The following is an 18,526-nucleotide window of genomic DNA, read 5'->3' as shown; positions in this document are numbered from 1 at the left end:
TGCGATGAGTGCCGGCCCCGACCTGTTCTCTGCTTCCGTCGATGTGAATCGCTTCGCTCCCCTCGCGGAGCGGATGCGTCCACGCACGCCCGATGAATTCATCGGACAGTCCCATCTGCTTGGCCCGGGAGGTCCGCTGCGCCGGTTGATGGAGCGCAAGCAGATTGTCTCCTCGCTGTTCTGGGGCCCGCCTGGCGTGGGCAAGACGACGCTGGCGCGCATGCTGGCCTCCAGCGTCGACGCGGAGCTGGTCATCCTGTCGGCCGTGTCGGACGGCATTCCCCGCATCCGCGAAGTCGTCGCGGAGGCGGAGCGCGCGCGCAACCAGTACTCGCGCCGGACGGTGCTCTTCGTGGACGAAATCCACCGCTGGGCGAAGAACGTCCAGGAGCAGGCGCTGCCGCACGTGGAGAGCGGCCTGCTCGTCCTGCTGGGCGCGACGACGGAGAACGTCAGCTTCGAGGTGCGACCCGCGCTCGTCAGCCGGTGCCGCGTCTTCCAACTCCAGGACCTCACGCTCGCGGACATCCAGGGCGCGCTCCAGCGAGCACTCACCGACGAGAAGCGCGGGCTGGGCAAGCGCAGGCTGACCGTGGGCGAAGACGCGCTCGCGCTGCTGGCGAGGGGCGGGGCAGGGGACGTGCGCAAGGCGCTGGGCGCGCTGGAGATGGCCGCGGGGCTGACGGCGGACGGTGGCGAAATCAACGTGGACACGGCGCGCGAGGCCGTGGGCACGGGGCTCGCGCGGCACGACAAGGATGGAGACCAGCACTACGACCTGCTGAGCGCGCTCCAGAAGTCCTGCCGGGGTTCCAACGCGCAGGGCGCCATCTTCTGGGCCGCGAAGCTGCTGCAGACGGGAGACGTGGTGTCGCTGTGGCGCAGGCTCAAGGTCATCGCCGTGGAGGACGTGGGCATGGCGATGCCGGAGGCCATCACCATCGTCCGCGCGTGCGAGGAGAGCTTCCACTCCACGGGCATGCCGGAGGGTCGGCTGTTCGTCGCGCATGCCGTCGTCACGCTGGCCACGGCGCGCAAGAGCAACCGCGCCTATGCGGCGATGAACGCCGCGCTCGCCGCGCTGGAGGAGCACCCCAACGCGGCGCCACCGCTGCCGCTGCGCAACGCGCCCACGGACTTGATGAAGGAGCTGGGGCACGGCAAGGGCTACACCCCGCCCTGGGACTTCAAGGACCACTACGCCCCGGGGCAGACCTACCTGCCCCCGCCGCTGGAGCGCTCCGTCTTCTACCGCCCGAGCAAGGAAGGCTATGAGGCGGAGATCCACGAGCGCATGAGTCACTGGTGGCGCGAGGACAAGGCCAGCCGGGGCGAGTAGGGCCCTGCTACTCCTTCCTGTCGCGCGCGGCTTGAAATAGCACCGCGCGCAGAAAGGATGGATGGTGCCTGGCCGTGTCGAGGCGTCCGATGAGTTGGACGAGTCTCAGGCGGACCCACTTGTCCTGAAGGGGAGTGCTTCGCAGCAGGGAGACGAGTCGCGCGAGGACCACACCCCATTCGGAATGGAGACCACGTCGTACGCTGCGTCGGGACCGGCTGCGTGGTTGCAGAAGTCAACGAAAAGCTAGCCCGTGTGGGCGCCCCTCGCAACCCACGGCACACTGTGGCCGTTGGACACCTGTCGGCCTTGAGAGGCTTTCGCGCTCGGGCGCGGGCCGTCCTTGCATCGGCGGACGAGGGTGCTCTATTCCGCCGCGTGACAGTTCCAGAGAATCATCGTGCCATCGAAGCGGTCTGGAGGATTGAGTCCGCTCGGCTCATCGCCGGCCTGACGCGCATGGTGCGCGACGTCGGGCTCGCCGAGGAGCTCGCCCAGGACGCGCTGGTCGCCGCGCTGGAGCGCTGGCCCACGGCGGGCATCCCGGACAACCCGGGTGCGTGGTTGATGGCCACCGCCAAGCGACGCGCCATCGACGAGCTTCGTCGGGGCAAGCGCCTGGAGCGCAAGCACGAGGAGCTGGGCCACGAGTTGGAGTCGGACCAGGCGCACGGCGCTCCGGACCTGGACGCGGCGCTCGACAACGACGTGGGCGACGACCTCTTGCGCCTCATGTTCATCGCCTGCCATCCCATCCTCTCGACGGAGGCGCGCGTCGCGCTCACCTTGAGGCTGCTCGGAGGCCTGACGACGGAGGAAATCGCGCGCGCCTTCCTGGTGCCGTCCCCCACCGTCGCCCAGCGCATCGTCCGGGCCAAGCGCACGCTCTCCGAGGAGAAGGTGCCCTTCGAACTGCCCCGGGGCGAGGAGCTCGCGGTCCGCCTGTCGTCGGTGCTGGAGGTCATCTACCTCGTCTTCAACGAGGGGTATTCAGCGACGGGGGGAGACGACTGGATGCGGCCGGAGCTGTGCGCGGACGCGCTGCGGCTGGGACGCATCCTCGCGGAGCTAGCGCCCCAGGAGCCGGAGGTCCACGGCCTGGTCGCGCTGATGGAAATCCAGGCGTCGCGCTCGCGGGCCCGCGTGGGGCCCAACGGTCAACCCGTGCTGCTGCTCGAGCAGAACCGCGCGCAGTGGGACCAGCTCCTCATCCGCCGTGGGCTCGCGGCGCTGGAGCGCGCGGAGAAGCTGGGCGGGGCGCAGGGGCCGTATGCGCTGCAGGCCGCGCTCGCCGCCTGTCATGCCCGGGCGCGGCAACCGGAAGACACGGACTGGGCGCGCATCGCCTCGCTGTACGCGGTGCTGGTGCGGCTCACGCCTTCGCCCGTCATCGAGCTGAACCGCGCCGTCGCGCTGTCGATGGCGTACGGCCCCGCCGCCGGGTTGGCCGTCGTCGACACGCTGACCGCGGAGCCTTCGCTCGCCAGCTACCACCTTCTGCCCAGCGTGCGCGGAGACCTGCTGCGGAAGCTGGGCCGCTTCGACGAGGCGCGCAAGGAGTTCGAGCGCGCCGCCTCGCTCACTCGCAACGCGCGCGAACAGACGCTGCTCCTCGACCGCGCCGCGGCCTGCGCTCGCAAGGAGGCATAGTCGCGCCAGGCTCGCTCGCACCTGCGTGACGCGGGACCTCCGCCTGAGGCTCGAAGTAGCGGGACGCGAGCACGTGCTCCGCGCGAGGGTGACGCAAGGGGGGCCGTCGGCGGCACACGTACTCTCGTGGAAATCTTTCACGGCCCCTGGAGCCGAAGCGTTGACGGGCATGCTCAAGCCCTCGCTTCGTCCCTCGCCAGGCGTGGGTGAGGGTCCGCCGGGGGTTGTCGCCGTGGGAGTTGGACTACCCTGCGCGCATGTGCCGGAACATCAAGCCCCTGTTCAACTTCTCGCCTCCCGCCACGGATGACGACATTCGCGCGGCGGCCCTGCAGTTCGTCCGGAAGATCGCCGGGACTCGCAAGCCGTCGAAGCAGAACGCGGATGCGTTCGAGGTCGCCGTCGAGGAAATCTTCCGAAGCTCGAAGCTGATGCTGGACGGGTTGGTGGCGACGACGCCCCCGAGAGACCGGGTGCGGTTCGAGGCCCTGAAGAAGCTTCGCTACAAGAAGGCCGAAGCCGCCGGCTGAGTCCCGCCCACAAGTCCCGGCCCGCTGACCGACTGTTCCCACGCAGTGCACACGGCGCATGGGGCCGAGGCCGGCCCTTGCGCTCGGAGGTCGTCCGATGATGCGGTCCTCGTGGTGGTCTGTCGTTGCTGTCGCCTCGCTGCTCGCAGTGGGCTGTGGAAGTGAGAGTCCGGAGACCTCGCTGGGAGAGGGGCCCGCGAATACCGCCACCGGGGCGCTCGCATGCAGCACGCGCATCACCTACGGAGACCGCTGGATTCATCCCTCGGGCCACCCCGGGAATGAAGACGTCGCGGCGGACCTGGTGACGTGGGATGGCGTCTGCGTCAACGAGGGCACCAACTCCTACGCCGTGCTCTCCAACGGCTGGAAGCCGTACTTCACGGGCAACAACGCTTGTGTGCTCGCGCTCGACACCACCTGTCCTGGCGCGGGCGCTTGTGCCACGCGAGTGACCTATGGCGCCGCGTGGATGCACCCGGCGAATCACCCCGCGCAATACGACGACGTAGGCGGGCGCGTGTTCTGGGACAGGGCCTGTGTGAATGCGGCCCCCAACTCCTACGCCGTGCTGTCGAACGGCTGGGGGCCCTACTTCAGCGGAGCGAATGCCTGCGGCATGTCCATGCGCTACACGGGCTGCGGCGGCCTGTACCAGAACCCCGTCGTCGCCTCGGACTGCGCGGACCCGGGCGTCATCCACGACGGCACTCGCTACGTGGCCGCGTGCACCTCGGGGGGCGCCGCGAGCGCCTTCCCGCTGCGTGTCTCCACGGACCTGGTGACGTGGACGGGCGCGGGCTCCATCTTCCCCGCCGGGAGTCGGCCGTCGTGGGCGACCGGTGACTTCTGGGCGCCGGAAATCCACCGGGTGGGCGGACGCTTCATCGCGTACTTCACCGCGCGGCACTCGGACGGAAAGCTGTCCATTGGCGCGGCCACGTCCACCAGCGCCACCGGGCCGTTCACGGACCTGGGCCGGCCCCTCATCCACGACGCGGGCATGGGGATGATTGACGCGACGTTCTTCACGGACACCGCCGGGACGGGGTACCTCGTGTGGAAGGCGGATGGGAACGCGGTGGGCCAGCCGACGCCCCTCTACGGCCAGGCGCTCTCCGCGGACGGACTGTCGCTCGTGGGAACCCGGCGCACGCTCATGACCAACAACCTCGCCTGGGAAGGCGGCGTGGTGGAGGCGCCCTGGGTCGTCGCGCGCGGCGGCTACTACTATCTCTTTTACAGTGGTAACGCGTACTACAACAGCACCTATGCCGTGGGAGTCGCCCGGGCCACCAGTCCGTTGGGGCCGTACACCAAGGCGGGCGCGCCCATCCTCACGACGGGAGGCGGCTGGGTGGGGCCGGGCCACAACTCCGTGGTGAACGGACCGGGCGGCGACACGTACATGGTCTACCACGCGTGGAACAGCGCTCACACCGCGCGGGTCATGCTCGTGGACGCCATCACCTGGCCCAACGGCTGGCCCGCGGTGCCGGAGGCGCCCTCGGTGGGCTCGCGTCCCCGGCCGTAGCAGCGGATCGACTGGGGGCACGGCGCACCGTGCCCCCTTCCGGCGTCAGGACATTCCGGCGGAGGTGTTGAGCGAGGCCTCGGGGGCCTCGACCTTCTGGGGCCCCAGGGCGGAGCGCTGCAGCCAGCCCGCGAGCCCGAGCAGCACGAGTCCGGATGTCCGCAGCGTGCGCAGCAGCTCCGCGCCATGCGCCGCGTCGCCGGGGAGCAGCGGGGCCAGCCACACGCGCGCGTCGTACAGCAGCCACGTGGCGCCGGACAGGCCCATGGCCCACCACACCCAGGCGAGCCGTCCACCGCGCAGCATGTACGCGACGCTCAGGATGGGGGCGACCAGGAAGATGGTCGTCATGTCCGCCAGCGTCGACGCCAGGCTGATGACCGCCGAGGGCGCGGAGTTGACGCCGGAGGAGAGGTTGCGCACCTCCGTGACGAGCGAGGGGATGCCCACCGCCAGCGCGGCGATGGCCGTCACCGCCCACAGCGCCTTCGTGCGAGGGCTGGACGGAGGCTGGAGGCCCGACTGCCGGTAGGTCATCGCCAGGAGGACCAGCGCGTAGGTTGTGGCGATGTTGGCCAACACCACGGCGACCATGCGGTAGGGCAGCAGCGGCGAGGCCGTGAAGGCGACGTCCGGCACCGTGTGCAGCCAGTAGCTGCGCAGCGCCGCGCTGACCAGGGACAGGGCTGCCCCCGCCGTGAGTCCGCCCCACACCTTGCGCAGGTAGTCCCCGGAGACGAACGCGCTCGCCGCGGCGAACGTGCCGGCGACGGCGAGCAGTCCGCTCACCCAGCCCGCGACGTCATGCACCAACGCCAGCCGCTCGGGCGCCGCCGTCGCGACGGCGAAGAGGTGGGCGAACTGGAGCACCACCACGGCGCCGAACCACGGCGCGACGGAGGTGGAGCGACTGGAAGCGGAAGCGGGGCTCATCGCGCCTTCTCCAGCGAGGTGGCGATTTCCGCGAGGATGACCTTGGCGTGCAGCGCGCCAATGAAGGTGTTGAGCATCGGCTTGAGGCCTTCGAGCAGTTGCGGGAGTTCCTGGAGCGTGACCTGCTCCGGCGGGCGCTTCAGCGCGCGCAACGCCGCCGTGTGGATGGCCATCTTGGCGGTGAAGCCTCCGAGCAGGGGTTCGAGGTGACGCACGAGAATGTCGTGCCAGCCAGCGGGGGCGGTCTGGGAGGACGAGGTGATAATCGCGAACGCTCCTGGTGAGGACTTCCAGGGTAGAGCGAATCCCGAAGACATACGAGCGGCCCGTCCGCGCCTCCCGTCGATTGAGTCCAGCTGCACCTGGATTACAGGGAGAGCCCGTCTTGAGAGCGACAACAGGTGTAGCGGGTGAGGACCGCGCGTGCTGAGCCCGGCCGCCGGATGCACGAGCAGGCATCCGGCGGTGGATGTGGGAGGGTTCAGGCCTTGATGTATCGCTCGAAGACGAAGCCGAAGTCCTTCACCCAGTATTTCTGCTGCGCGCCGGCGAGCCAGGCGAAGGCGGCCTGGTTGAGCTCCTTGAAGGACTCGACGATGGGCGTGGCGCCCGCCTGGCCGCGGCCGAGCGTGGTGGAGGCGACCTCCAGGCTCGTCTTCGCGTGGCTCAGGGAGACTTCGTTCTCGTGCATCAGCTCGGAGATGCGGAACAGGGCCTTGTAGAGGTCCTTCACCTGCTCCAGGTGCTTCTTGTGCACGTCGATGGAGAAGTCGCGCGCGCCCAGGCGGAACTTGATTTCGACGTCCATGTCGATGTTGCCCGCCGTCTCGAGCATGACGTGCGAGACGGGGTTGGCGCTGTACGTGTAGCGGCGAAGCATGCGCTTCTTGCTCGCGGCGCTGGTGCCGTCGAGGTGGACGAGCGCCTTGTTGGTGAAACAGTACTCGTCGGACTTGGACTTGATGAGGAAGAAGATCTTCTCCTGGTCCTCGTGCATCACATAGTCGTCGGAGTCCACCTTGTCGTAGTCCGCCGAGGTGATGACGGAGCCGATGTCACTGAGGCCGAGCGCGTCTGCGGCGAGCTTCCCGAACATGTCAAATCTCCCTGTGTGCCAACTGCATCGAGGTGGAACCGCGTGGGCCGTACCGAGCCCCGCGCGAGCATAGGAGACGACCCCGTCACAGGTCGAAGCGAATGCCCTGCGCCAGGGGCAGCGCGTCGGAGTAGTTCAGCGTGTTGGTCTGCCGCCGCATGTACGCCTTCCACGCGTCGGAGCCGGACTCGCGGCCTCCGCCGGTGTCCTTCTCGCCTCCGAAGGCGCCGCCAATCTCCGCGCCGGAGGTGCCGATGTTGACGTTGGCGATGCCGCAGTCGGAGCCGGCGGCGGACAGGAACTTCTCCGCGCTCTGGAAGTCCCGGGTGAACACCGACGACGAGAGGCCCTGGGGCACGCCGTTCTGGAAGGTGAGGGCCTCGTCCAGCGTCCGGAACGGCATGACGTAGAGGATGGGCGCGAAGGTCTCCGCCTGGACCCACGCATCCGTGGGCTGCACGCCGGTGATGAGCGTGGGCTGCACGAAGTGGCCGTCGCGCTCCAGCGCCTTGCCCCCGCTGACGATGCGGGCCCCGGCCGCGCGGGCCTGGGCGACGGTGGCCTCGAAGTGTTGCACGGCGGCCCGGTCGATGAGGGGACCCATCAGCGTGCCCGGCTCCAGCGGGTCGCCGATGCGCTTCTCCACCTGGGCGTAGGCGGCGGCGAGTCGGCCCACCACGTCGTCGAGGATGGACTCGTGGACGAAGAGCCTCCGGGTGGTGGTGCAGCGCTGGCCCGCGGTGCCCACCGCGCCGAAGACGATGGCGGGAATCGCCAGCTTCAGGTTCGCGGTGGCGTCCACGATGATGGCGTTGTTGCCACCCAGCTCCAGCAGGCTCCGCCCCAGTCGTTGCGCCACGCGCACGCCCACCTGCCGCCCGACGGCGGACGAGCCGGTGAAGCTCACCAGCGCCACGCGCGGGTCCTCCACCAGTCGCTCGGCGCGCTCGGTGCCCGAGGCGTTGAGCAGGAAGAAGACCTCCGGGAAGCCGCCGGCCTTCAGCGCGGCGTTGCAGATGCGCGTCGCCGCGATGGCCGTCAGTGGCGTCTTGGGCGAGGGCTTCCAGATGGACACGTCGCCGCACACGGCGGCGATGAACGCGTTCCAGGCCCAGACGGCCACGGGGAAGTTGAAGGCGCTGATGATGCCGACCAGGCCCAGGGGATGCCATTGCTCATACATCCGATGGCCCGGGCGCTCGGAGTGCATCGTCAGGCCATAGAGCATGCGCGACTGGCCCACCGCGAAGTCGGCGATGTCGATCATCTCCTGCACCTCGCCGTCGCCCTCGGCCTTCACCTTGCCCATCTCCAGCGCGACGAGCGAGCCGAGCGCGTCCTTGTTCCGGCGCAGGGCCTCGCCACACAGCCGGATGGCCTCACCCCGACGGGGAGCGGGCAGCGCGCGCCACGCCACGAAGGCCTGGGCGGCGGCGTGCATCAGCTTCTCGTGGTCCTCCGCGCTCGCGGACGACACGGTCGCCAGGCGCTGGCCATTGGAGGGATTGAAGACCTCCAGGGCCGGCTCGGAGGAGGAGCCGGTCCACTCGCCGTGACCGAGATAGCTGCCAGGGTTGTGCTCGGTCAGGCCGAGCGCGTCGAGGATGGGGTGGAGCATGGGCGTCTTCCTACAACGTCGGTGGCTTCCTGGCGACCGGCGGCGGAGGCGCGCGGCCCGGCTGCGTGAGGACCCAGTCGACGAAGGTCCGCGCCGCGGCCCGGAGCCGGCGGTGGGAGGGATACACCACGAAGTAGGAGTAGCGCGTGGGCAGCGAGGGACCGGGCAGTCGGACGAGGCTTCCGTTGGAGAGAAAGGGCTCGGAGACCTTGTCCCGCGCGAGCGCCGCGCCCAGCCCCCGCGCGGCGGCGAGCAGCGCGTTGGTGGTGTCGCTGAACGAGTAACGGACGTCGATGCGCGCGCCGTGCACCTCGGCGGCGCGGAACCAGTCCTGCCAGGACTGCCGCGCGTGGTCCCCGACGAGCGGCAGCTTCTGGATGTCCGCCGGGGCCGACACGTGCTCGACGCCGGGCAGGTCCGGGGAGGCCACCGGGAACATGGTGTCTGGCATCAGGTGGTGGGCCGTCATCCCCGGCCAATGACCCAGGCCATAGCGGATGCCCAGGTCGGGGCCGCCCTCGTCGAAGCTCGTCAGCGCCATCTCCGTGTCGATGCGCACCCGCACGTGCGGGTGGGCCGAGGTGAAGTCTGGCAGGCGCGGCAGCAGCCAGGTGTGGGCCAGCGAGAGCATGGTGGTGATGCGCACGCGGTGGCGCTCTTCCCGGGTGTCGCCCAGGTCTCGCATCACGTCGTCGATGTCCGCCAGCGCGCTCTGCGCGGCGTCGGAGAGCTGACGTCCCTCTATCGTCAAGGACACGCCGCGCGCATGCCGCTGGAAGAGGGTGACGCCGAGCAGTCCCTCCAGCTTGCGCACATGGTGGCTGACCGCGCTGGCCGTCAGGTGGAGCTCCTCCGCCGCATGGGCGAAGTTCTGGTGGCGCGCGGCCGCCTCGAAGGCCGCCAGGGCCGGCAGCCAGGCCGTGGGAAGGGGCATGCGAGCCTCAAATCACACTTGTGGCTGCCCTCAAAACCATGAGGTTGCAGGTAGAGGGGCGCGGGCGCAGAAAGAGGGTGACCGGAGCCAGATTCGCGCCTCGCCGTCACCCTCCTATGGAACGCCCCATGAATTCTTCCACGCTTGCCCGTCCCGCCGTTCCCGCCCTGTCCGGTGCCTGGCTCACCCCGTTGGAGCTGGGGTTGCTGGGGGCCATCTGGGGCTCCTCCTTCATGTTCATGCGCATCGCCGCGCCGGACTTCGGGGCGCTTCCGCTCGTCTCGGTGCGACTGGTGCTGGGGTCGCTGGTGCTGATGCCGTTCCTCGTGCGCCACCGGGCGGTCTTCACCCGCTCGCACTGGCCGAAGCTGGCGCTGGTGGGCGCGCTCAACGCGGCGGTGCCCTTCGCGCTCTTCGCCTGGGCCGCCCAGCGCGCGCCGGCGGGCATCAGCGCCATCGCCAACAGCATGACGGTGCTCTTCACCGCGCTGGTGGCCTTCCTCTTCTACGGCGAGCGCATCGGCGGGCGGCGGGCGGTGGCGCTCATCATGGGCTTCACCGGCGTGGTGGTGCTGGCCAGCGGGAAGATCGCCGGAGCCAGCCCGGGCCTCGCGGTGGCGGCGGGCGTGTCCGCGGCCTTCCTGTACGGCGTCGCGGCGAACCTGGTGCGCCGTCACCTCACGGGCCTGCCGGCGGGCGCTGTCGCGGCGGCCACGCTGGGCTTCGCGGCGCTCCTGACGTTGCCTTTCGCCGTGGCCTCCTGGCCCACCCAGCCCATCCGGGGCGTGTCCTGGCTGTCGGCGGTCACGCTCGGAGTGCTCTGCACGGGGATGGGTTATGCGCTGTACTACCGCCTCATCCAGCGCGTCGGCGCGCCCCGCGCCGTCACCGTCACGTACCTGCTGCCGCTGTTCGGCGTGGCCTGGGCGTGGCTGCTGCTGGACGAGCCGGTGACGCTCACCATGGTCGCCGCGGGCGCGCTCATCCTGGGCAGCGTCGCGCTGAGCCAGCGACAGTCTTCCTGACGGAAGCCCGCCGCCGGCCCGGCTGGCAGTGGCTCAAGGACAGCCGGAGCTGACCTGGAGCGAGTCATAGGCCATCCACCCGTTGCGCTTGGTTCCGGTGGTGGCCGCGATGACATAGCCATACAGGAACTTCATCTCCCCGGACTGCTGGCGATAGCGGCCCGCGCTGTCCTGGACCCAGAGGGGGATGTCGATGGAGGGAATGCCAGACTCCGTGGGCACGTCCAGGCGCTGGAACTTCGTGCCTGCGGGGAAGTGGTCCACGGCCGGTCCGCCCAGCGCCATGCCCGGGACGTTGAAGATGAGGTTGACCGAGCGCAGCCCGTTGGCGCGAACCAGCGGCAGGTAGTCTCCGGCGCGCTCGTGCGTCGCCTCGCTGTCGTAGACGACCTTCTTGAGCTCCAGCACCGGGTCATGCGAGTTGCGCACGGCGTAGCAGCCCAGCTTGTTCAGCCCCGCGCCGAGCGCCGAGACATGGCCGACCTTCTGCTCGAAGGACGTGCGCCCCAGGATGCTGGAGATGGGCAGCCACCCGGCGCTGGAGTTGGACGTGGAGACCGCGAACGCATACAGCTCTCCCGCGAACGTGCGCGTCTGCCCATAATTGAAGGCGGCGCTGGTGCGCGTGTTCGTCCCCACCACGGTGCCGTTGCCGTCCCGGATGGGGACCCCCGTCGAAAGCCCCCAGTTGTCGTCCGCCGGGTCATTGGTGGGGACGCGGTTGCCACCGTTCACCTGCAACTTGCAGTTGTAGGGGCTCACCAGGCAGTAGTCGCCGTTCACCCCGGCGAAGGCCGCCTGCTCCCGCGTCGACAGGTCTCCCTCCGCCTCGATGCCCTCCGCGGGGGATGCGCCTCCGCAGGCGGTGGTCGTCGACAGGAGGAAGGTCAGACTCGTCAAAAGCAGTTTTCGCATATTTACAGGAACTAGTTGAAATACCTTGTCGTCGTCAATGCGCGCTTCGTCGAGCACAGGCAGTGCGTGTGGCGGCGCGGAGAAGTCAGACAGTGGACAGGCCCCGAGGTGTTTCGACGGCCCGGGACTCGACACGGCTCGTTGTGAGGGATTGCGGCGAGAGCGCCGTGCGTCGGCCTGTCATTGGCCCGGCGGTGGCGACTCCCACGGAGTCCACCTGGGGTCTGGGGCTTGGGGGTAGTCTGCGCGGCGCGATGGCCCGCCCCACTGACGTCTCCGTTCCCCCGCGCCGCTTCCATGACGAGCCGCTCGTCCTCATCCTCCGCCACCTGAAGGCGACGCTCGACGGAGCAGGCGCGGTGCGCATCGAGGTGCCGGACCCGGACCTGGGCCGGGGCTGCTATCCGGGAGAGCGGGTGGGGCCGGGGGGCGGGCTGGTGCATCGGCCGCTGCGGAGTTGGTGTGACCTGGCGGAGGGACTGGCCTGCCGCCTGCTCACGCCGCGCGGCGTGGACGACACGCACGTCTCGCTCACCTTCGAGTCCCTGGGCCCCGAGGCGCCCTGGCACGCGGGCGGCTCGGGGCCGGACGACGCGACGTCGCCCCAGGAGCGCTACGGCGCGGACTCCGCCTTCTCCCGCGTGCGCAAGCTGGAGGACGCGGGCTTCCTGTGTCCCTGGCTGGAGGCGCTCGGCCGGGTTCGCCTGCCCGAAGGGGCACGGGTGCTGGACCTGGGCGTCAATCGGGGAGACGAGCTCGCCGCCTTCGCCTGGCTGGAGGGGGCGCCGGACGTCACCTTCGTGGGGGTGGACCACAGCGCCAGTGCGCTCGCGGAGGCGCGGGCCCGCTTTCCAGACGCGCGTCACTCCTTCCTCGTCGCCGACCTCAACGCCCTGCCGGAAGGGCTGGGCCGCTTCCACCTCGTGGTCTCCGTGGGCACGCTGCAGAGCCCCGGCGTGGATGACCACGCGCTCCTGCGCACGCTGGTGCAGGAGCACCTGGAGCCCGAGGCCACGCTCGTGCTCGGCTTTCCCAACTCCCGCTTCCGCGATGGCGAGGTCGTCTACGGCGCCCGGGTGCGAAACCTGCGCGAGCCCGACCTCTCCCTGCTCGTGAAGGACCTGTCCTTCTACCGCCGCTACCTGCACCAGCACGGCTTCCGCACGTTCCTTGGTGGCAAGTATGACCTGCTGCTCACGGCGGTGCGCGGCCCGGGTCAGTCCTCGGCCTGAACGTCCTCGGGCTTGACGCCCCAGTCCGCCAGCACCTGCGCTTCGTCCGCTTCGCTCTTCGTCTTCTTGAAGCGGGCATCGGACACGCCCTTCACCCGTCGCTCGCACGCGGCCCACGTCGAGTGGCGCTTCACGCTGCGGCCCACCTGGCTCAGATAGGAGTGCGCCTTGGTCTTTCCCTTCTCCTCGCGGGGCTTCTCTGGAGGCAGGGACGTGTCCTCGGGCACGTCGTACACGTCCACGTCGTAGCCCACGAGCGAGCCGGTGTAGAGCCGCATGCCCTTGCCGCGTGAGAACGAGACGGCGATGGCGTCCACCCGCTCGTTGCCCGGCACGCCCACGTGCCCGCGGACGTAGTGCCACTCCACGGCGGCGGCCTCGCCCGAATGCGTCTGCTTGCGCTGGGCCAGGAGCGCCATCAACCGCTTCCAGTAGAGCGTGTTGGCCACCTCCTTGCCGTCGGCCGTCTTCCAGCCGCGCTTGCTCCAGCCGAACGCCCAGCGGGTGGCGCCCTGAATCACATAGGTGGAGTCCGTGTGGATGTGCAGCGGCCCCGGCGTCGCCTCCAGGTGGCGCAGCGCCTTGCCCACCGCCGTCAGCTCCATCCGGTTGTTGGTCGTCTCCGGCTCGTGGCCGCCCAGCTCCGTCACCTGCCCGTCGGGCGTGGCGATGAGGGTGCCCCAGCCTCCCGGGCCGGGGTTGCCGGAGCAGGCTCCGTCGGCGAAGACGAACGTGGCGTGGCTCTTCATGCCGCAACCCTAGGCGGCCCCGGGTTCGCCCTGCCAGGAAGACTCGCGCCGCGGGCGTCCTCGGGCTGACACGGAAGTCGTGATTCCATGCACAGCCGGAAGACTCCCTCCCTGGAGCTTCCTTCTGGTACGTGGCTTGCTCTCGGCCTCCCACGCTCGGGCCCATGGGTCGCGGGTGTCCGAGGGAAAGCCAGTCATCGACATGCAGACCGAGCATCCCGCCGCTCCACGCCCCCTGAGTTCCTCCTGGCTCCATCCCTCGCGTGCCCGCGCCTGGGCCGCGCGCGTGGCCCTGCTGGTGGCGAGCGTCGCCTCGGTGGCCACCTCCATGTCGGGCCCGCCTCCGGTCATCGTCGAGTCCGAGCCGGGGGTGCTGTCGCTGTCGCCGACGTCTCCCACCGCCCGCGTGGCCCTGCCGGTGAGGATGTTCGTCCCCAATGGCTCCAAGCAGACGGTCTGGGCGACGATGCGCGCGCCGCTCTTCGTGAAGTGGACGCCGGATGCGCCGGGCGACGAGGCGCAACCCATCGTCAAGGCGAAGCTGGTCTTCGGTCCTCGCCCGGTCAAGGAGATCTCCTCCGCGCCCGTGACGGCGGGAGACGCCGGCGCGGTGCGCTTCGAGGCCTTGTCGGATGGCGATGTCTGCCAGCTCGAGCAGCCGTGTGGGTGGGAGGCGGCGCTCGAGCTGTCGCTCCAGGACGCGACCCTCCAGGGCACCGTGGACGTGGAGTGGCGCATGGTGGTGGAGGTGAACATCGACGACACGGAGGACTCGGCGCCGGATGGGTTCGAGGTCCTGGTGGGGCCTCGCTGAGACGTGCGTGCCTCCGTCCCCACGGCCCAGGTGAGCCCCACGCCGGGCGACACGCTCCTGCACCCGCTCGTGTTCGGCGCGGTGCTGGTGCTGGTGCTCAATGACCACGTGTTGAAGGCCCGCTGGCCATCGTGGTGGACGGGCAAGCTGTCGGACGTCGCGGGGCTGGCCATGTTCCCGCTCCTGCTCCAGGGGCTCTGGGAGCAGTCGTGCGAGCGCGGGGCCCGCGCCTTCCAGCCCTCTCGCGCGGTGCTGACCACGTGCCTGGTGCTGACGGCGCTGGTCTTCACCGCCATCAAGGTGTTCGAGCCCGCCGGTGACTGCTGGCGCTGGGGGCTTGGCACCTTGCAGTGGCCCGTGCGTGCCGCGTGGGCGTGGCTGTCGGGGCGCTCGATTCCAGGCGTGGCGCCGGTGGCCCACACGATGGATGTGACGGACCTGCTGGCGCTGCCCGCGCTGGCGGTCTCGCTGTGGCTGGGGTCGCGGCGCGTGAATCACACGCGCTGAGCGCGGCTCGTCTCAGGGATGCGGGCACGGCGGGCATGACGCTCGTCACCCGCGAACGCACGGCTTCGCTTCAGGAGCCGTCTCCCCGAGGGAGCAGTCGTGAACGAGAACCTCTTCAGTCAGTCGTACAACCAAATCATCAACGGTGCGCTGGGCGGCGACGCGCCGAACTTCCAGATGCTCGGGACGCCCATGGCGTTCAACTGGGCGCCGGCGCCCCAGGGTGAGCTCAACTCGCACGCGTACCAGGTCATCAGCGGCATGCCGCGGTGGTCCCCCCTCGGCGCGTACAGCACCCTGGACGCCTCCTTCGCGGACTCCTACCGGCAGGCGCTCCACCACATCTCCTTCAAGGTCAGCCCCGAGCGCCAGAAGGACCTGAACGCGCTGCGCATCCAGGTCACCCTGCGCGAGAACGAGATGTCGCAGGCCATCACCAACCTGAACCAGGCGTACCTGAGCCAGCGGCAGAACGGTGGCGCCTACTTCGAGCGCAAGTACCCGGACGTGGATACCTGGGTGGACCTGGGGCCGGGGAAGACCTACGCGCAGATCTGCGACAACGCGAACCTGGCCTTCCGGCGCGCGTCCCAGTTGGTGTTCGAGGTGGAGATGGCGGGCATGCCCGCGTCGCTCCAGTCGTCCATCGACGCCATCAAGCTGCCCTCCGGGAGCCCGGGCAGCGGGCCGGCTCCGCGCGGCTGGACGAAGGTGCAGGACGGCTCGGGAGTGCTGCGCTATCAGCCCGACTACATCGTCGGGAAGGATGGCGACACGTGGCGCGAGGAGCTCAAGAAGGGCTCCATCGGCTCCTTCTCCGTGACGCTCAAGGCGTCGGACCAGACGGTGGACTACTCGCGCAGCTGGGCCCAGGCCTCCGCCAGCTACGACAAGCCCTTCTGGGGTGTGTCGGCCAGCGGCAGCTGGGAGAAGATGGACCTCACCGCGACGGACAAGAACGTCACGGCCACCATCGCCGTCAAGTCGTCCACCATCGTCCCCGTCACGCCGGGTGCCTGGTACGACGGCGGCTTCATGGCGGACGTCGCGCGCGGCAAGGGCGGCGGCTACGAAATCCTCAACCCCTGGGTGGCGAAGGGCGGAGAGGGCAGCTCGTCGCTGTTCGGCCAGCATGGCCTCCTGGCCTCGCGCATCAGCGGGCTCGTCGTGGCGTACCAGCCGCGCTTCTCCATCGAGATGAGCGAGGCGACGTACGAGCGGCACTACGAGAAGTTCGAGGCGAGCCTGTCGCTGCGAATCGGGCCCTTCTCCTTCGGTGGCAGCGGCGGGCACGAGAGCAACTACGAGCACAGCACCGATGGCAAGACGACCTTCGAGGGCGGCTCCACCTCCGAGGACCCCATCATCATCGGCGTGCTGGTGTCCTTCCCTGGCCTCAACCAGGCGTAGTCGCGCCCCCGTCCGGTTCCTCGTTCATTCACGCATTCATTCCGGCCCTCTCCGCTCCTGGTGGAGGGGGCCGTTTTCTTTCCGGGTGATTTCCATGAAGACGACTGTCGAAGATGCCTTGCGCGCGGAGCTCCGTCAGGTGCTGGCCGAGCAGACCGCGAACCCCGAGTCCTCCCTTGCGTCAGCCAACGTCGGGGCCTCGCCCCTGCAATGGCTGGAGCCCGCGCTGCGCTGGGACTGGGTGCCCACGGTGGACGGGACGATGGGGGACGTGGCCCACCACTTCTATGACGGGGTGCCCGCGTCCATCGAGGATGGCGCCCCGTTCGTCTCCACGAGCGCGAGCTTCAGTGGCCGCTACCTCACCTTCCTCCGCGTGCTGTCGCCGTCCTTCGAGCCGGTGGAGGAGCTGAAGGAGTCCCTGGAGCGCGCGACGCCGCCCTCCACGCCGCCGGCCAGCTCCGGCAATCCTCCCGGTTGGACGAAGGTCCAGAACAAGGCGAGCCTCCTCCAGTGGGGCGCCGACTACACGCCGGCGAAGTCGCCCTATGAATGGCTGGCGGGCATGGCCGCGCGGGGGCTCACCACCGGGCCCGTCCGCGTCGATGTCCAGGCCTCGACGCGGGAGGGTCGCATGGATGCGCAGCCCTCGTTGCTCAAGGTCCGCGCGAAGCAGGGGGCGCTGAAGTCGTTGGAGCTGAAGGACGGAGAGCTCCTGTCCCTGACGGTGTCCATGGAGGGGCTGGGCCGGGTGCCGCTCTACACGGGACACTGGTTCAACGGCTCCATGCCCATCCTCGGGCGCAAGGGCCCCTTCAAGGGCGGCTACACGCCGGAGCAGGTCTTCGGCGCCAAGGGCCTGTTGAGCGGCCGCGTGGCGGAGATGATGGTCGCCTATCAGCCGAGCTTCGAGCTGACGGTGGCGTCCTCCTTCTTCGAGCGCCACGCGGAGGACCTGGCCTCGGCCGAGGAAGTCCAGGTCGCGGGCTTCTCGTTCCGTGGCACCCGCGAGGCGCCAGGTCCGGTGCGGGTGTCGCCGGGCTTCGCTGGAGGGAGCGTGGGCCTCTCGGGCGCCTCGGCGTCGTTCGAGCCGCCGTTCATCGTCGCCGTGCTCCTGGAGACCTTCGACTGAAGGCGCGTCGGAATCACACCCGCGTGGCGCCGCCGTCTTCCGGGTACCACGCGGGGGCCTTCCCCTCGCTCAACGAGGAGACGGCGCATGCGTTATTCCAACGTGCAGTTCATCGCCTGGTGCATCCACACCGGGCCCCGGAAGCTGGGTGATGGCGTGGAGGAGTACGCGGGGCTCTCCACCGAGAGCGCCGATATCGCGGCCCGCGTCGAGCTGGTGGCCCGCGCGCTCGACGCGGCCCGCGACTGTCCGGAGACGACGCGCGACGACCCGGAGACGCTGAAGGTGTTCATGCTGCCCGAGTTCTTCTTCCGAGGGAGCACGGGCGCCTATTCGATGGACGGCGTGCAGGCGCTGGTGGCCGCGCTCCAGTCGCGTGTGAAGGACGAGGCGCGCTGGGCGCATTGGCTCTTCGTCTTCGGCAGCACCGTGGGCAAGTCGTTCCAGACGCGGCCCGCGAGCTTCTTCGAGCGCCTCTTCGGACCGAAGTACGTCATCGACACGTCCAAGCCCATCGAGGCGTACAACTACGTGCTGGTGCAGAAGGGCGGCTTCACGTACGCCTCCGCGGGCCCCGAGTTCGCGGAGGCCGTCCTGAAGAGGCGCCAGTCGGGGATGGACTTCATCCCGGTGTCGGGTGGCGGGGGCGGCATCGCCGGAGCGCGAGTCCACTACCTGCCTCCCACGCGGGAGTACGGCACGACGTCCGAGGTGCAGGTGGCCAGCTACGACGGCAACTCCGTGTTCGTCCGCGACCAGCTGACGCTCGGCGTGGAAATCTGCCTGGACCACGCCGCGCAGCGGCTGAAGAAGGCCTCGGGCCTTCCTCCCATCGACCTCCAGCTCGTGCCGTCGTGCGGGATGACGTTGAAGGCCGACTCCCTCGTCGCGCGGAGCGGAGGCTATGCCTTCAACTGCGATGGCTACGCGAACTACGACACCGGCGTGCTGGGAGCGAACAGCCAGGTGCAGGGCGTGGACTCCGGTGACGTCGCCGTGGTGGCGAAGGCCTCGCTGGACGTCACCGGCGTGAATGTCGCCGCGCTCTTCGCGCGTGGAGCTGGCGAGGTGCGCGTGTATCCGGCCCTCCCGCTTCAGAAGGACTGAG

General features: G+C 69.5%; 18 protein-coding genes. 11 read left to right on the top strand and 7 right to left on the bottom strand.

Going from position 1 to position 18,526, the window contains the following annotated elements; all coding sequences use genetic code 11:
* Positions 1-4 precede the first annotated feature (4 nt).
* The 4 genes from HUA76_RS34995 to HUA76_RS34980 all read left to right on the top strand — a co-directional run bounded on the left by HUA76_RS34995 (position 5) and on the right by HUA76_RS34980 (position 5,053).
* Positions 5-1,339 (top strand): replication-associated recombination protein A, encoded by a 1,335-nt coding sequence (locus HUA76_RS34995; protein WP_174463281.1) that lies wholly within the window; start codon positions 5-7, stop codon positions 1,337-1,339.
* A gap of 378 nt (positions 1,340-1,717) precedes the next feature.
* Positions 1,718-2,989, top strand: coding sequence for an RNA polymerase sigma factor (locus HUA76_RS34990; protein WP_174459255.1), 1,272 nt, complete (start codon positions 1,718-1,720; stop codon positions 2,987-2,989).
* 257 nt (positions 2,990-3,246) lie between these two features.
* Positions 3,247-3,519: a DUF2277 domain-containing protein gene (locus HUA76_RS34985; protein ID WP_174459254.1), complete on the top strand. Its 273-nt coding sequence runs from the start codon at positions 3,247-3,249 to the stop codon at positions 3,517-3,519.
* Positions 3,520-3,619: 100 nt separating this feature from the next.
* A complete protein-coding gene (locus tag HUA76_RS34980; protein WP_174463412.1) occupies positions 3,620-5,053 on the top strand; it encodes a glycoside hydrolase family 43 protein in 1,434 nt (477 codons plus the stop codon).
* A gap of 45 nt (positions 5,054-5,098) precedes the next feature.
* On the opposite strand, the gene HUA76_RS34975 is transcribed toward HUA76_RS34980, so the two are convergent.
* The 5 genes from HUA76_RS34975 to HUA76_RS34955 form a co-directional block, all read right to left on the bottom strand.
* Entirely contained in the window at positions 5,099-5,986 is an 888-nt protein-coding gene (locus HUA76_RS34975; RefSeq protein ID WP_174463280.1) for a hypothetical protein, read from the bottom strand.
* Complete coding sequence (locus HUA76_RS34970; RefSeq protein ID WP_141644684.1) at positions 5,983-6,201, bottom strand: hypothetical protein; 219 nt, start codon at positions 6,199-6,201, stop codon at positions 5,983-5,985. The genes HUA76_RS34975 and HUA76_RS34970 overlap by 4 nt, the downstream gene beginning before the upstream one ends.
* Before the next feature lie 266 nt (positions 6,202-6,467).
* Positions 6,468-7,082 (bottom strand): PH domain-containing protein, encoded by a 615-nt coding sequence (locus HUA76_RS34965; RefSeq protein ID WP_141644685.1) that lies wholly within the window; start codon positions 7,080-7,082, stop codon positions 6,468-6,470.
* An 85-nt stretch (positions 7,083-7,167) separates the two neighbouring features.
* On the bottom strand, positions 7,168-8,700 hold the full coding sequence (locus HUA76_RS34960; RefSeq protein ID WP_174463279.1) for an aldehyde dehydrogenase family protein: 1,533 nt from the start codon (positions 8,698-8,700) through the stop codon (positions 7,168-7,170).
* A gap of 10 nt (positions 8,701-8,710) precedes the next feature.
* Positions 8,711-9,634, bottom strand: coding sequence for a LysR substrate-binding domain-containing protein (locus HUA76_RS34955; protein ID WP_141644687.1), 924 nt, complete (start codon positions 9,632-9,634; stop codon positions 8,711-8,713).
* A 128-nt stretch (positions 9,635-9,762) separates the two neighbouring features.
* On the opposite strand from HUA76_RS34955, the gene HUA76_RS34950 reads away from it, so the two are divergent.
* Positions 9,763-10,659, top strand: coding sequence for a DMT family transporter (locus HUA76_RS34950; RefSeq protein WP_174459250.1), 897 nt, complete (start codon positions 9,763-9,765; stop codon positions 10,657-10,659).
* 33 nt (positions 10,660-10,692) lie between these two features.
* On the opposite strand, the gene HUA76_RS34945 is transcribed toward HUA76_RS34950, so the two are convergent.
* On the bottom strand, positions 10,693-11,574 hold the full coding sequence (locus HUA76_RS34945) for a hypothetical protein (protein ID WP_141644689.1): 882 nt from the start codon (positions 11,572-11,574) through the stop codon (positions 10,693-10,695).
* A gap of 254 nt (positions 11,575-11,828) precedes the next feature.
* On the opposite strand from HUA76_RS34945, the gene HUA76_RS34940 reads away from it, so the two are divergent.
* Positions 11,829-12,806 (top strand): bifunctional 2-polyprenyl-6-hydroxyphenol methylase/3-demethylubiquinol 3-O-methyltransferase UbiG, encoded by a 978-nt coding sequence (locus HUA76_RS34940; protein ID WP_174463278.1) that lies wholly within the window; start codon positions 11,829-11,831, stop codon positions 12,804-12,806.
* On the opposite strand, the gene HUA76_RS34935 is transcribed toward HUA76_RS34940, so the two are convergent.
* Positions 12,791-13,555, bottom strand: a complete 765-nt coding sequence (locus HUA76_RS34935; RefSeq protein WP_174463277.1) for an RNase H family protein — start codon at positions 13,553-13,555, stop codon at positions 12,791-12,793. The genes HUA76_RS34940 and HUA76_RS34935 overlap by 16 nt on opposite strands.
* 202 nt (positions 13,556-13,757) lie before the next feature.
* Here HUA76_RS34935 and HUA76_RS34930 point away from each other — a divergent pair, with 202 nt between their 5' ends.
* The 5 genes from HUA76_RS34930 to HUA76_RS34910 all read left to right on the top strand — a co-directional run bounded on the left by HUA76_RS34930 (position 13,758) and on the right by HUA76_RS34910 (position 18,525).
* Complete coding sequence (locus HUA76_RS34930; protein ID WP_174463276.1) at positions 13,758-14,369, top strand: hypothetical protein; 612 nt, start codon at positions 13,758-13,760, stop codon at positions 14,367-14,369.
* Between the two features lie 3 nt (positions 14,370-14,372).
* Entirely contained in the window at positions 14,373-14,876 is a 504-nt protein-coding gene (locus HUA76_RS34925; RefSeq protein WP_246137412.1) for a hypothetical protein, read from the top strand.
* Between the two features lie 99 nt (positions 14,877-14,975).
* On the top strand, positions 14,976-16,286 hold the full coding sequence (locus tag HUA76_RS34920; RefSeq protein ID WP_174463275.1) for a hypothetical protein: 1,311 nt from the start codon (positions 14,976-14,978) through the stop codon (positions 16,284-16,286).
* 94 nt (positions 16,287-16,380) lie between these two features.
* The gene (locus tag HUA76_RS34915) at positions 16,381-17,418 is read left to right on the top strand and encodes a hypothetical protein (protein ID WP_174463274.1); all 1,038 of its coding nucleotides are present in this window, start codon (positions 16,381-16,383) and stop codon (positions 17,416-17,418) included.
* An 87-nt stretch (positions 17,419-17,505) separates the two neighbouring features.
* Positions 17,506-18,525, top strand: a complete 1,020-nt coding sequence (locus tag HUA76_RS34910) for a hypothetical protein (protein WP_174459245.1) — start codon at positions 17,506-17,508, stop codon at positions 18,523-18,525.
* Position 18,526 lies beyond the last annotated feature (1 nt).

The sequence above is a fragment of the Myxococcus sp. CA056 genome (assembly GCF_013336715.1).
Lineage (GTDB): Bacteria > Myxococcota > Myxococcia > Myxococcales > Myxococcaceae > Myxococcus > Myxococcus llanfairpwllgwyngyllgogerychwyrndrobwllllantysiliogogogochensis.
This window is presented reverse-complemented; position numbering and strand designations above follow the sequence as displayed.

Excerpts from the sequence above, each read along its gene's own strand:
- HUA76_RS34910 (WP_174459245.1), top strand. The coding sequence starts at position 17,506 with ATGCGTTATTCCAACGTGCAGTTCATCGCCTGGTGCATCCACACCGGG.
- HUA76_RS34975 (WP_174463280.1), bottom strand. The coding sequence starts at position 5,986 with ATGAGCCCCGCTTCCGCTTCCAGTCGCTCCACCTCCGTCGCGCCGTGG.
- HUA76_RS34915 (WP_174463274.1), top strand. The coding sequence starts at position 16,381 with ATGAAGACGACTGTCGAAGATGCCTTGCGCGCGGAGCTCCGTCAGGTG.
- HUA76_RS34960 (WP_174463279.1), bottom strand. The coding sequence starts at position 8,700 with ATGCTCCACCCCATCCTCGACGCGCTCGGCCTGACCGAGCACAACCCT.
- HUA76_RS34945 (WP_141644689.1), bottom strand. The coding sequence starts at position 11,574 with ATGCGAAAACTGCTTTTGACGAGTCTGACCTTCCTCCTGTCGACGACC.
- HUA76_RS34995 (WP_174463281.1), top strand. The coding sequence starts at position 5 with ATGAGTGCCGGCCCCGACCTGTTCTCTGCTTCCGTCGATGTGAATCGC.
- HUA76_RS34930 (WP_174463276.1), top strand. The coding sequence starts at position 13,758 with ATGCAGACCGAGCATCCCGCCGCTCCACGCCCCCTGAGTTCCTCCTGG.
- HUA76_RS34955 (WP_141644687.1), bottom strand. The coding sequence starts at position 9,634 with ATGCCCCTTCCCACGGCCTGGCTGCCGGCCCTGGCGGCCTTCGAGGCG.
- HUA76_RS34985 (WP_174459254.1), top strand. The coding sequence starts at position 3,247 with ATGTGCCGGAACATCAAGCCCCTGTTCAACTTCTCGCCTCCCGCCACG.
- HUA76_RS34965 (WP_141644685.1), bottom strand. The coding sequence starts at position 7,082 with ATGTTCGGGAAGCTCGCCGCAGACGCGCTCGGCCTCAGTGACATCGGC.
- HUA76_RS34980 (WP_174463412.1), top strand. The coding sequence starts at position 3,620 with ATGCGGTCCTCGTGGTGGTCTGTCGTTGCTGTCGCCTCGCTGCTCGCA.
- HUA76_RS34950 (WP_174459250.1), top strand. The coding sequence starts at position 9,763 with ATGAATTCTTCCACGCTTGCCCGTCCCGCCGTTCCCGCCCTGTCCGGT.
- HUA76_RS34935 (WP_174463277.1), bottom strand. The coding sequence starts at position 13,555 with ATGAAGAGCCACGCCACGTTCGTCTTCGCCGACGGAGCCTGCTCCGGC.
- HUA76_RS34940 (WP_174463278.1), top strand. The coding sequence starts at position 11,829 with ATGGCCCGCCCCACTGACGTCTCCGTTCCCCCGCGCCGCTTCCATGAC.